Source organism: Amycolatopsis sp. NPDC058340 (assembly GCF_042723975.1).
GTDB lineage: Bacteria > Actinomycetota > Actinomycetes > Mycobacteriales > Pseudonocardiaceae > Amycolatopsis.
The window spans coordinates 36,010-47,176 of the sequence record NZ_JBHXIB010000038.1; the positions used below are offsets into that span (position 1 = coordinate 36,010).

13 protein-coding genes are annotated in these 11,167 nt (G+C 69.0%); 5 read left to right on the plus strand and 8 right to left on the minus strand.

What is annotated here, in order from left to right:
* Positions 1 to 94: 94 nt before the first annotated feature.
* Positions 95 to 481, minus strand: a complete 387-nt coding sequence (locus ACFWIW_RS30910) for a cold-shock protein (protein WP_016337551.1) — start codon at positions 479 to 481, stop codon at positions 95 to 97.
* A 132-nt stretch (positions 482 to 613) separates the two neighbouring features.
* Here ACFWIW_RS30910 and ACFWIW_RS30915 point away from each other — a divergent pair, with 132 nt between their 5' ends.
* Positions 614 to 859 carry a hypothetical protein gene (locus tag ACFWIW_RS30915; RefSeq protein WP_378371722.1) on the plus strand — a complete coding sequence of 82 codons (246 nt, stop codon included), beginning with the start codon at positions 614 to 616 and terminating at the stop codon, positions 857 to 859.
* On the opposite strand, the gene ACFWIW_RS30920 is transcribed toward ACFWIW_RS30915, so the two are convergent.
* A complete protein-coding gene (locus tag ACFWIW_RS30920) occupies positions 795 to 1,448 on the minus strand; it encodes an HAD family hydrolase (RefSeq protein ID WP_378371723.1) in 654 nt (217 codons plus the stop codon). The genes ACFWIW_RS30915 and ACFWIW_RS30920 overlap by 65 nt on opposite strands.
* Positions 1,449 to 1,542: 94 nt before the next feature.
* On the opposite strand from ACFWIW_RS30920, the gene ACFWIW_RS30925 reads away from it, so the two are divergent.
* Complete coding sequence (locus tag ACFWIW_RS30925) at positions 1,543 to 2,154, plus strand: TetR/AcrR family transcriptional regulator (RefSeq protein ID WP_378371724.1); 612 nt, start codon at positions 1,543 to 1,545, stop codon at positions 2,152 to 2,154.
* The gene (locus ACFWIW_RS30930) at positions 2,151 to 3,122 is read left to right on the plus strand and encodes a R2-like ligand-binding oxidase (protein ID WP_378371725.1); all 972 of its coding nucleotides are present in this window, start codon (positions 2,151 to 2,153) and stop codon (positions 3,120 to 3,122) included. The genes ACFWIW_RS30925 and ACFWIW_RS30930 overlap by 4 nt, the downstream gene beginning before the upstream one ends.
* A gap of 56 nt (positions 3,123 to 3,178) precedes the next feature.
* Here the strand turns inward: ACFWIW_RS30930 and ACFWIW_RS30935 are convergent, their stop codons facing one another.
* Together ACFWIW_RS30935 and ACFWIW_RS30940 are read right to left on the minus strand one after the other, a co-directional pair.
* The gene (locus tag ACFWIW_RS30935; protein WP_378371726.1) at positions 3,179 to 4,321 is read right to left on the minus strand and encodes a hypothetical protein; all 1,143 of its coding nucleotides are present in this window, start codon (positions 4,319 to 4,321) and stop codon (positions 3,179 to 3,181) included.
* A gap of 79 nt (positions 4,322 to 4,400) precedes the next feature.
* Positions 4,401 to 6,059, minus strand: coding sequence for an AMP-binding protein (locus ACFWIW_RS30940; RefSeq protein ID WP_378371727.1), 1,659 nt, complete (start codon positions 6,057 to 6,059; stop codon positions 4,401 to 4,403).
* A 133-nt stretch (positions 6,060 to 6,192) separates the two neighbouring features.
* Here ACFWIW_RS30940 and ACFWIW_RS30945 point away from each other — a divergent pair, with 133 nt between their 5' ends.
* Both ACFWIW_RS30945 and ACFWIW_RS30950 read left to right on the plus strand, forming a co-directional pair.
* Complete coding sequence (locus ACFWIW_RS30945; RefSeq protein WP_378371728.1) at positions 6,193 to 6,954, plus strand: PhzF family phenazine biosynthesis protein; 762 nt, start codon at positions 6,193 to 6,195, stop codon at positions 6,952 to 6,954.
* Positions 6,954 to 7,328 carry a YccF domain-containing protein gene (locus ACFWIW_RS30950; protein ID WP_378371729.1) on the plus strand — a complete coding sequence of 125 codons (375 nt, stop codon included), beginning with the start codon at positions 6,954 to 6,956 and terminating at the stop codon, positions 7,326 to 7,328. Before ACFWIW_RS30945 ends, ACFWIW_RS30950 begins: the two co-directional genes overlap by 1 nt.
* 64 nt (positions 7,329 to 7,392) lie before the next feature.
* Here ACFWIW_RS30950 and ACFWIW_RS30955 read toward each other — a convergent pair whose 3' ends face one another.
* The 4 genes from ACFWIW_RS30955 to ACFWIW_RS30970 form a co-directional block, all read right to left on the minus strand.
* Entirely contained in the window at positions 7,393 to 8,208 is an 816-nt protein-coding gene (locus tag ACFWIW_RS30955; protein ID WP_240599452.1) for a metallophosphoesterase, read from the minus strand.
* Positions 8,209 to 8,419: 211 nt separating this feature from the next.
* A complete protein-coding gene (locus ACFWIW_RS30960) occupies positions 8,420 to 9,214 on the minus strand; it encodes an HAD-IIA family hydrolase (protein WP_378371730.1) in 795 nt (264 codons plus the stop codon).
* 10 nt (positions 9,215 to 9,224) lie between these two features.
* Positions 9,225 to 10,289 carry a sulfate/molybdate ABC transporter ATP-binding protein gene (locus ACFWIW_RS30965; protein ID WP_378371731.1) on the minus strand — a complete coding sequence of 355 codons (1,065 nt, stop codon included), beginning with the start codon at positions 10,287 to 10,289 and terminating at the stop codon, positions 9,225 to 9,227.
* Complete coding sequence (locus tag ACFWIW_RS30970) at positions 10,286 to 11,053, minus strand: ABC transporter permease (RefSeq protein WP_378371732.1); 768 nt, start codon at positions 11,051 to 11,053, stop codon at positions 10,286 to 10,288. Before ACFWIW_RS30970 ends, ACFWIW_RS30965 begins: the two co-directional genes overlap by 4 nt.
* Between the last annotated feature and the right edge of the window lie 114 nt (positions 11,054 to 11,167).

Consider the following 11,167-nt stretch of genomic DNA (forward strand, 5'->3'; position numbering starts at 1 on the left):
GACAACGCACGCCGTTGGGGGGTCACGCCCCCATCCCGTGGGGGTTCCCGAGGGAAGGGGGCCTTCACGCGCTTGGGCCGGAGGGGGTGCCGGATCAGGGATCGAGGTCCCGGGCGACGGCGCGCATGATCTCGGCGATCTGCTTGGTGTTCTTGCGGTCCGGGTAGCGGTTGCGCCGCAGATCCGGCTGCACCTTGAGCTCGAGCAGCTTGATCATGTCCTCGATGAGCCCGTGCAGCTCCTCGGCGGGGCGACGGCGCGCCTCGGCGACCGAGGGCGGCGGGTCCAGCAGCCGGACGGAGAGCGCTTGCGGGCCGCGGCGGCCGTCGGCGACACCGAACTCGAGGCGCTGGCCCGCCTTGAGCCCTTCGACGCCCTGTGGCAGCGCGGCTTTGCGGATGTAGACGTCGGCGCCCCCATCCTGGGTGACGAAACCGAAACCCTTCTCCGCGTCGTACCACTTGACCTTGCCGGTCGGCACTTCTCTCACCAATCCTTTGCTGTCCCGCTCACAACGAACGCGCCCGGGGGCGTACCCAGGGCGCGCGTCCCATAAGCGTATCTCGCCACACGCCCTGTGGAGAAGCGGATACCGGCGGATACCCTCTTCGTCATGGAGACCGCAGTAAAGGAGGCCGCTGTGGCCGTCCCCGAAAAGCCCGGCAAACCGATCCTCATGCGCATCGGCATCGGCCTGTTCGCGCTCGGCATGATCGCCGTCACAGCGGTTTTCGTCATGTTCGCCGCCGGGCTGGAGAACCTGCCGGTGTGGCTGTCCGCCGCGGCGGGCGTGATCACTCCGCTGGGGCTGGCCCTCGGCCTGATCGCCCTGATCCGCGAGGCTCGCCGAAAGAGCTGAACCAGCCGGGGAACTCGGTCAGCGAGCCGAACACCACGTCGGCTCCTTCCGCGAGCAGCTCTTCCTTGGTGCACGGGCCCGTCGTGACCCCGACCGGGACCGCGCCCGCCGCCAGCGCGCCGCGGATGTCGCCGACGTGGTCCCCGACGTAGACGCGGGCGCCGTGCTCGGTGAGCGCGGCGGCCTTCTCCGTCGACCACAGCTCTCCGACCAGGACGTCGACCTCCAGCCCGAGCGCGTCCAGGTGAAGTTTCGCGTTGGGCCCGTATTTGCCGGTGACGACGACGGTGCGCCCGCCCGCCGCGCGGACCGCGTGCAGTGCTTCGGCGGCCCCGGGCATCGCGACGGTCACCGGCACGACCGTGTCCGGATACATCGCGCGGAAGCGCGCCACCAGCTCCGGGATGCGCTCCTCCGGCGCGCCGAAACCCCGCAGGCTGGCGTCGAGGGGCGGGCCGAGGTTGGCCGCGAAGTACTCGCCGTCCAGCGGCAGACCGGATTCCACGCCGAGCGCGTTCATCACCGCGACCATGCCCGGCCGCGGATCGATCAGTGTCATGTCGAGGTCGAACCCCACGGTGATGCCCACACGATCACGGTAGCCGCCACCACCGACAGATTTACACCGGACGGACACCCGTCAACTTCTTTGACATGCGTGTGATCTGTGTCAAGCTGAAAGTGTGGGCGAGATCACGAGCTTCTCCGATCGGACCAAGGCCTCTCTGCGGGAGGCGCTGCTCGACGCGGCCACCGAACTGCTCACCGAACACGGCTACACGGCCCTGCGGATGGCGGACGTCGCCGCCCGCGCCGGCGTGAGCAGGCAGACCGTCTACAACGAGTTCGGCAACAAGGGCGCGCTCGCCGAGGCCGTGGTCCTCCGGACGACCTCGGAGTTCCTGGAAGGCATCCGCCTGCGTGTCCAGGACGCGCCGGATCTGCGCGACGGGATCCGCGAGGCGGTCGTGTACACGATCGAGCACGCCCGCGAGAACCGGCTCGTCGCCACCACGCTGGGCACCGAAGCGGGCGAGGACCTTCTCCCCCTGCTCACCACCAAGGGCGAACCGATCCTGACCGCGGCCACCGAGGTCGCGGCCGGGCAGTACCGCGAGTTCGAGCCGTCGCTCTCCCGGGAATCCGCCACGTTGCTGGCGGAGACCGTCGTGCGGCTTTCCCTGTCCCATCTCGTCATGCCGACGCATTCGGCCGACGAGGCGGCGGCGGCGGTCGTCGCCGTGCTGGCACCCGCGATACGGGCGCTGACCACCGATTCGAAGGGGACATCATGACCGACACGCTCTCCGAACTGCGGACCGGTTTTTCCTCACTGCGCAAGGGCGGGCTGAACTGGGACTCGTTCCCGCTGCGGCTGTTCGTCAAGGGGAACAAGAAGTTCTGGAACCCGGCCGACATCGACTTCTCCCGTGAACGCGAGGGCTGGGATTCCCTCAACCCGGAACAGCAGCGGTCGACGACCTATCTGGTGGCGCAGTTCATCGCGGGGGAAGAGGCGGTCACCGAAGACATCCAGCCGTTCATGCGGGCGATGTCCGCGACCGGCCGCTTCGGCGACGAGATGTACCTGACGCAGTTCTGTTTCGAGGAGGCCAAGCACACCGAGGTGTTCCGTCGCTGGATGGACGCGGTCGGGCTGACCGAGGACCTGCATCCGTACGTCGCGGAGAATCCCCACTACCGCAAGCTTTTCTACGAAGAACTGCCGCAGTCGTTGCGGGCGCTGGAGGACGATCCCAGCCCGCTCAACCAGATCCGGGCGAGTGTCACCTACAACCACGTCATCGAGGGCAGTCTCGCGCTGACCGGGTACTACTCGTGGCAGCTGATTTGCACCCAGCACGACATCCTGCCGGGGATGCAGGAACTGGTGCGCCGGATCGGCGACGACGAACGCCGCCACATGGCGTGGGGCACCTTCACCTGCCGCCGTCACGTGGCCGCGGACGATTCGCTGTGGGACGCGGTGCAGCAGCGGATGGGCGAGCTGCTCCCCCACGCGCTGGGCATGATCCAGTGGGTGCAGGACCAGTTCGAGGAGATCCCGTTCGACAACGATCCCGAGGAGATCATCCAGTACGCGGCGGACCGGGCACAGCGGCGCCTCGGCGCGATCGAGTCCGCGCGCGGGATGCCGGTGGAGCAGATCGACCTCGACTACTCGCCGGAGAACCTCGAAGAGACCTTCGGCGAAGAAGACGCGAAGGCGATCGCCGCGGCCGCCGCCAACTCCGCGGCCTAGGGAGAGCTGAAGGACGCTTTCCCCGCATCACACGGGGGAAAGCGTCCTTCAGCCCCCTACCCGGCGAGCCAGTAGACGGCGTGCGTGCGGCCGTTTTCGTTGTCGGACAAGCCGACGATGGTCCCGTTCGGCGCGATGTGGGTGGCGACGCTGTACGAGCCGCCCGGCAGCGCGCCGAGGACCGTGCGGGTCCCTGCCGCGTCCCACTTCGTCGCGATGTTGTTCTCCAGGCCCACGACCGTGCCGAGCCGGTCGATGTCGTAACCCAGTCCGCGCGCGGTCGAAAGCGTCGTACGGGTCCCCGCGCGGTTCCACTTCACCGGGCTCTCCGTGCCGAACACCAGGTAACCGCCGCCGGCCGCGACACCGGCGTTGTTCACCGCACGCGCCCAGCCCGGATCCCGTTCCGGCCAGTCGAGCCAGGTCATCCGCCCGTCCCGTTCCCACCGCACGGGTTTCGGATTGCCGTTCACTTCGGCGCTTCCGACGATCACGCCGAAATCGTTCATGTCCTCCGGGGTGCTGTACGGATTGCCAGGCGAAAGATCGGTGATGACACCGGCGAGATCCCAGCGCACGACGTGGTTCTTCCCTGCCGCGTCGGAGGCCATCCCCGCGACGGTCCTGCCGTCCGGGGTGATCCATTCCGCGTTCGCGTAGGTGCCGCCGGGCAGCCCGCCGAGGTCCACCACCTTGCCGTCCGGATTCCACCGCACCGCGTGCATCGTGCCGTCCGCCGCACGTCCGGCGCCGACGATCACACCGCCGTCGGTGATCGCGTTCGCGGTCGCGTAATCCCCGCCGGGCAGGTACGGCAACGCGGTCACCGTGCCGTCGGGCGCCCATTTGACCGCCGCCTGGTTCCAGTCCGCGTCCTTGTGGGCCCAGCCGACCGCGACCCCACCGCGGTTGACGTCCGTCGCCTTGCTCTGCTCGCCACCGAGACCGGGCAACGCGGAAATCCGGCCCAGCGCGTCCCATTTCGCCGCGTGGTACTTGATCTGGGTTTCCAGCGGTGTCGACGAACCGACCATGACGCCGTCTTCGTTGACCGCGTTGACCTCGCTGTACTGATCCCCCGGCAGCGTGCCCAGATCGATCGGCGCGGTGGCGGCGACCGCCACTCCGGGCAGCATCAGCGGCAGCACCGCGAGCGAGCCGGCCAGAGCGAGAACTCTTCTGCTTCGCTTGAGTGTCATGACGTTCTCCCCTTCGCGGTGGTTCGGGTCCACCGCGAAGGGAACACGCGTCGAGGCTGTGACAGGTTGCCTCGAAGTGTCAGGCGTGTTTGGTCGCCGCCGCCTTTTCCAGCCCGAGGATGCTGATCGATTCCGCCCGCATCTCGACCTTGCGCACCTTGCCGGTCACCGTCATCGGGAACTCCTCGACGACGTGGACGTAGCGCGGGATCTTGTAACGCGCCAGCTTGCCCTCGCAGAACTCCCGCACGGCTTCGGCCGTCAGCGGCTCCGTGCCCTCGCGCATGCGGACCCAGGCCATGAGTTCCTCGCCGTACTTCTCGTCCGGGACACCGATCACCTGCGCGTCGAGGATGTCGGGATGGGTGTAGAGGAACTCCTCGATCTCGCGCGGGTACAGGTTTTCACCGCCGCGGATGACCATGTCCTTGATCCGGCCGGTGATGTTGACGTACCCGTCGGCGTCCATGATCGCGAGGTCGCCGGTGTGCATCCACCGCGCCGCGTCGATCGCCTCGGCCGTCTTGTCGGCCTGTTCCCAATAACCCAGCATCACCGAGTAGCCGCGAGTGCAGAGTTCGCCCGGTTCGCCGCGCGGCACGGTCAGCCCGGTCTCCGGGTCGACGACCTTGACCTCCAGATGCGGCCCGACCCGGCCGACCGTCGACACCCGCCGCTCCACCGAATCGTCCGCGCGGGTCTGCGTCGACACCGGCGACGTCTCGGTCATGCCGTAGCAGATCGACACCTCCGCCATGCCCATCCGGTCGATGACCTGCTTCATCACCTCGACCGGGCACGGCGAGCCCGCCATGATCCCGGTCCGCAGCGACGACAGGTCATGGGAAGCGAAGTCCGGGTCGGCGAGTTCGGCGATGAACATCGTCGGAACCCCGTACAGGGACGTGCATTTCTCGGCCGCGACGGCTTCGAGGGTGGCCTTCGGCTCGAACGCGGGCGCCGGGATGACCATGCAGGCGCCGTGGCTCGTCGCCGCGAGATTGCCCATCACCATGCCGAAGCAGTGGTAGAAGGGCACGGGGATGCAGATCTTGTCGGCTTCGGTGTAGTTGCAGAGTTCGCCGACGAAGTAGCCGTTGTTGAGGATGTTGTGGTGGCTGAGCGTGGCGCCCTTGGGGAAACCCGTGGTGCCGGACGTGTACTGGATGTTGATCGGGTCGTCCGCGGAGAGTTCGGCCTGCCGCTTCACCAGCGGCGCGCGGTCGGCCTTGCGGCCGATCTCCAGCATCGACGGCCACTCCGGGCTGTCGAGCAGCACGACGTGTTCCAGTGCCGGGCATTTCGGCCCCGCTTCGGCGATCATGCCCGCGTAATCGGAGGTCTTGAACGAGTTCGCGGCCACGATGAGCTTGATGCCGGCCTGGTTCAGCACGTATTCGAGTTCGTGCGAGCGGTACGCCGGGTTGATGTTGACCAGGATCGCACCGATCTTCGCGGTCGCGTACTGGACGCAGGTCCACTCCCACCGGTTCGGCGACCAGATGCCGACGCGGTCGCCCTTGGCGATCCCGAGGTCGAGCAGGCCCAGCGCGAGCGCGTCCACTTCGGCCGCGAGTTCGGTGTAGGTCCAGCGTTTCCCGGCCGCGCGGTCGACGAGCGCGTCCCGGTCGCCGAAGGCGGCGACGGTGCGATCGAAGTTGTCGCCGATGGTGTCCCCCAGCAGCGGGGTGTCCGAGATTCCCGATGCGTAACTCGGCAAGGCGGGGGCGTCAGGCATGGAGACTCCTGCGTTCGGCGGCATCGACGCGTCGAGTCTAGGAACGCGGCGTGACGGCGGCCACCTGCAAGTGGAGACCACCTCAGGGGAAACCCGGAGGCCCGCCCCGGCGGTGGCCGATATCGTCGAGGACATGCGCCTCTACATCGTCGACGCCTTCACCTCCGAAGCCTTCGCCGGTAACTCAGCCGGCGTGGTGCTGCTGGACGCTCCGGGTGACGCGGGCTGGATGCAGTCCGTCGCCGCCGAGCTGAAGCACGCCGAGACGGCCTTCGTCGAGGTCGGAGGCGAAGGCCCGAAGTCGCTTCGCTGGTTCACGCCGGAGACGGAGGTCGACCTGTGCGGGCACGCGACGCTGGCGACCACGCACGTCCTCGGCGGCGAGCAGACCTTCACGACGAAAAGCGGCGAGTTGCGCTGCCGCGCCGAAGACGGCTGGGTGTCGATGGACTTCCCGTCGGATCCGCCCCGCGAGTCGGACGACGATCTGTCGTCGATCCTGCCGGGCCTGGAGTTCGAGTACGTCGGGCGCAGCAAGCACAACCTGTTCGCGGTGGTCGACGACGCTTCCGTGGTGCGCTCGCTCGCCCCGGACCTGGCCGCGCTGCGCGCGCACTGGAACGGACGGCTCATGGTCACCGCACCGGGCGACGTGGACGGGATCGACTTCGTGACCCGGTTCTTCGCTCCGGGCGTGGGCATCGACGAAGACCCGGTCACCGGCTCCGCGCACTGTGTCCTCGCGCCGTACTGGGCCGCCCGGCTCGGCCGCGACAAGCTGGTCGGCGAGCAGGCCTCGGCACGCGGCGGCATCGTGCGGATGAGTCTCGAAGGCGACCGTGTCCTGCTTTCGGGGCAGGCGGTCACCGTGGCCAGCGGGGAGTTGCACGTCTGATGCGCCTGATCCTGAACGTCATCTGGCTCGTGCTGTGCGGCCTGTGGATGGCACTCGGCTACGTCGTCGCCGGCATCATCTGCTGCATCCTGATCGTCACCATCCCGTTCGGGCTGGCGTCGTTCCGGATCGCGGCGTACGCGCTCTGGCCGTTCGGCCGCACCGTGGTGGACCGGCGCGACGCCGGGGCCGCGTCGACGATCGGCAACGTCATCTGGTTCATCTTCGCCGGGCTTTGGCTCGCCATCGGGCATGTGCTGACCGGGGTCGCGCTCTGCATCACGATCATCGGGATCCCGCTGGGCGTGGCGAACTTCAAGATGATCCCGGTGTCGCTGATGCCGCTGGGCAAGGAGATCGTCGAACTTCCGTGAGTCCTGACGCTCGTGAGTGGTAAGGACGGTTAGAACCGTCCTTACCACTCACGAGCCCGGCGGCTCAGTCCTCGGGCTCCCAAGGCAGCGGGATGATCAGGCACGGGCCGCCGACGAACAACCCGCCGTCGATCCCCAGCGCCTTCCCGCCCGCGTAGAGATAAGGTCCCTCGATCTGCGCGGGATGGATCCCCAGCTGGTCCGCGATGACGCTGTGCCCGTGCACGATCCGCTCGCCGCCGAGCCGGTCCATGAGCTGTTGCGCGACGTCGGCGCCCTCCGGGCCGCGGAAGGCGTACCGCGTGGTCATCCGCCGCCACACGTCCCACCAGGCCTCGATGTCGCTGCCTTCGAGGATCTCGCGGCCACGCGCGTTGATCCCGTCGATGTCCTCGCCCCAGCCGAGGTACTCGAGCGTGTCCGAATGCATCAGCAGGTGATCCGCGGCCAGCGTGAGCATCGGGCGGGAAGTCAGCCACTCGATATGCTGCGGGGTGAGCCTGTCCTGGTCTTCGAGCAGCCCGCCGTTGATCTCCCAGCTGCGGGCGAAGCTGCGCGGCCCGAAGTCGGACGGCACCTCGGTGTCGCCGAAGTGGTACATCCCGAGCAGCAGGATCTCGTGGTTGCCCAGCAGCGTCCCGCAATGCCCGCCCGCCGTCGCGGCCTGGCGTTCCAGCCGCATCACCAGGTCGATGACGCCGACACCGTCGGGCCCCCGGTCGACGAAGTCCCCGAGGAACCAGAGGGTCGCTTCACCGCCGGCCCAGTCGTCGTCGGAGTCGAGCAGCCCCTTCTCCCGGAGCGCCTCGGCCAGCTCGTCCCGGTGTCCGTGCACGTCACCGACCACATAGGTCGGGGACGTGGGCTGATCGTCGTGCATCGTCTGACGATAAGCCCTCCGCCCGCCGTCGTGTCGCTCAGCCTGTTAGCGAAGCTGAAGACGGCCCGCGAAACCGGTCGAACGCGTGAACCCGGCCCGGCCGAAGGCCCCGCTATCGCGGTGGCAGGGCGCCCTGACCTCTCCCAGTGACGGGGTGACGGCGCCGCGCCCTGCCGACGTCGATCGCGGACGCGGGTTCACCACGAACAACTCAGCCTTCGCCGAACGGGTCGCCGGTGCGCCCGACCAGATCGGCGATCGAGTCGATGATCTTGGTCGGCCGGTACGGGTAGTGCTCCGCGCTCTCCCGCGTGGAGATACCGGTGAGCACGAGGATCGTCTGCAAACCGGCCTCGATTCCCGAGTGGACGTCGGTGTCCATCCGGTCGCCGATCATCAGCGTCGACTCCGAATGCGCGCCGAGCCGACGCAGCGCGGAGCGCATCATCAGCGGGTTCGGCTTGCCGACGTAGTACGGCGAGCGGCCGGTCGCCTTCTCGATCAATGCGGCGACCGAGCCGGTGGCGGGCATCGAGCCCTCCATACTCGGGCCGGTGGCGTCCGGGTTGGTGGCGATGAACTTCGCGCCGCCTTCGATCAGCCTGATCGCGCGGGTTATCGCGCTGAAGCTGTACGTGCGCGTCTCGCCGAGGACGACGTAGTCCGGGTCGCGTTCGGTCAGCACGTAGCCGACCTCGTGCAGCGCCGTGGTGAGCCCGGCCTCGCCGATCACGAACGCCGAGCCGTTCGGCCGCTGCGACGCGAGGAACTTCGCGGTCGCCAGCGCGGAGGTCCAGATGGCCTCCTCGGGGATGTCGAGACCGGTCCGTTCGAGCCTCGCCCGCAGGTCACGCGGGGTGTAGATCGAGTTGTTGGTCAGCACCAGGAAGCCGATGTCGTTGGTGCGCAGCTCCTTGAGGAACTCGTCCGCGCCGGGTATGAGGTGCTCTTCCTGGACCAGCACGCCATCCATGTCGCTGAGGTATGTCCAACGGCGCTCGTTCATATCGCCCACCCTAATGATCCGAGACGGCGTGAACAGCCACGGACGCCGCCTTGACCGAAAGATTGACCGGTGTGCCGGGTTCGAGCGCCAGTTCGGCGACCGCGGCCGGGGTGAGGTCGGCGGCGAGCCCCGCCGCCCAGCCGTCGCCGCGGGCCCGGACGCGGATCACCGGCCCGTGTGGTTCGAGCGCGTCGACGATTCCCTCGACGGTGTTGCGCGGGCTGCCCCGGTGCTCACCGTCCGGCAGGTACACGGCGACGGCGCTGGGCGCGAAGACGGCGACGGCCGCTTCGCCCTCGACGACGTCCTCAGCGGGGATTCCCGCCAACAGCCCGCCTGACGTGCGCAAACCGCCTTCGGCGGCGACGCCGGGCACCAGGTTCAGCCCGGCGATCCGCGCGGTGAACGCCGTACGCGGCGCGGAAAGGACCTTGCGGGTCTCGCCGCGTTCGACGATCCGGCCGCCGTCGAGGACGGCGACGTGATCGGCCAGCGCCAGCGCGTCGAGCGGGTCGTGCGTGACCAGGACGGTCGGCGGACCGGAACGCAACACCCGGCGGAGCAGCCCTCGGATGGCAGGCGCCGCGTCGACGTCGAGAGCCGCGAAGGGCTCGTCGAGCAGCAGAAGCCCCGGCTCGGCGGCCAGTGCCCGCGCGATCGCGACCCGCTGCGCCTGCCCACCGGAGAGTTGCGCGGGCCGTCGTCCGGCCAGTTCGAGCGCGTCCACTTCGGTCAGCCACTCCCGCGCGCGCCGCTTCGCCTCGGCACGCCCGGCTCCGGTCGAGCGCGGCGCGAAGGCGACGTTGTCCAAAGCGGACAGGTGAGGGAAGAGCAGAGCGTCCTGGGAGAGCAGGCCGATCCCGCGCGCGTGCGGCGGCAGGCCCGCCAGGCCACGCCCGCCGAGCGTGATCCGTGCCCGGTCGGGCCGGAGCAGCCCGGCGAGGCAGCCGAGCACACTGGACTTCCCCGACCCGTTCGGGCCGAGCAGCGCGAGCACGCCGCCGTCGGGGACTTCGAAGCCGACGTCCAAGGTGAACTCGCCGCGCCTGAGGACGATCTCGGCCGAAAGGGTCACGAGCGGACTCCTTCGAGCGCGCGCGGCCGGGCGAGCGCGATCACCGCGACGGCGACCAGGATGAGCAGCAACGCGAGCGCCACGGCGCTGTCGACGTCGACCTCGGCCTGGGTGTAGACCTCCAACGGCAGCGTCCGGGTCACCCCTTCGAGACTTCCGGCGAAGGTGATCGTCGCGCCGAACTCGCCCAGCGCCCGCGCGAAGCTGAGCACGATGCCCGAGCCGAGCGCGGGCAGCAGCAGCGGCAGCGTGACCCGGCGGAACACCGTCCACGGCTTGGCGCCCAGCGTCGCGGCGACCCGTTCGTACCGGTCACCGGCGCCGCGGAGGGCCCCTTCGAGGCTGACCACCAGGAACGGCATCGCGACGAACGTCTGCGCGATGACCACCGCGGCCGTGGTGAACGGCACCTGCTCCCCGGTCAGCGAGGTCACCAGGATGCCGAGGAAACCCTTGCGACCCAGCAGGTACAGCAGCGCCAGCCCGCCGACGACCGGTGGCAGGACCAGCGGGAGCAGCACCACCGCGCGCAGCACCCGGACACCGTGCGCCCCCGAACGCGCGAGCACCACGGCGAGCGGGACGCCCAGCAGCACACAGGCCACAGTGGACAGTCCGGCGGTGAGCAGCGAGAGCTTGAGCGCGTTCAGCGACGACGTCGAGGTGATGAGGCTCGGGAAGCGCGTCAGGTCCGAACGCACCAGCAGGCCGACGACCGGCAGCACCACGAGCGCCAGCGCGCAGATCGCCGGCGGCCACAGCACCCACGGCACCCCACCGCGCGCGTTTCGTCCTCTTTATTGCGGGGGTGGGCGGGCGGCCACCGCGTTGATGGGTCCTAGCGGGGGGTGGGGGGGGGGGCATTCCGGGCGGGGGCC

What these genes read in the sequence shown, in the direction of transcription:
- ACFWIW_RS30940 (WP_378371727.1), bottom strand. Translation starts at nt 6,059, where the DNA reads ATGCCTGACGCCCCCGCCTTGCCGAGTTACGCATCGGGAATCTCGGAC.
- ACFWIW_RS30935 (WP_378371726.1), bottom strand. Translation starts at nt 4,321, where the DNA reads ATGACACTCAAGCGAAGCAGAAGAGTTCTCGCTCTGGCCGGCTCGCTC.
- ACFWIW_RS30950 (WP_378371729.1), top strand. Translation starts at nt 6,954, where the DNA reads ATGCGCCTGATCCTGAACGTCATCTGGCTCGTGCTGTGCGGCCTGTGG.
- ACFWIW_RS30955 (WP_240599452.1), bottom strand. Translation starts at nt 8,208, where the DNA reads ATGCACGACGATCAGCCCACGTCCCCGACCTATGTGGTCGGTGACGTG.
- ACFWIW_RS30960 (WP_378371730.1), bottom strand. Translation starts at nt 9,214, where the DNA reads ATGAACGAGCGCCGTTGGACATACCTCAGCGACATGGATGGCGTGCTG.
- ACFWIW_RS30915 (WP_378371722.1), top strand. Translation starts at nt 614, where the DNA reads ATGGAGACCGCAGTAAAGGAGGCCGCTGTGGCCGTCCCCGAAAAGCCC.
- ACFWIW_RS30945 (WP_378371728.1), top strand. Translation starts at nt 6,193, where the DNA reads ATGCGCCTCTACATCGTCGACGCCTTCACCTCCGAAGCCTTCGCCGGT.
- ACFWIW_RS30930 (WP_378371725.1), top strand. Translation starts at nt 2,151, where the DNA reads ATGACCGACACGCTCTCCGAACTGCGGACCGGTTTTTCCTCACTGCGC.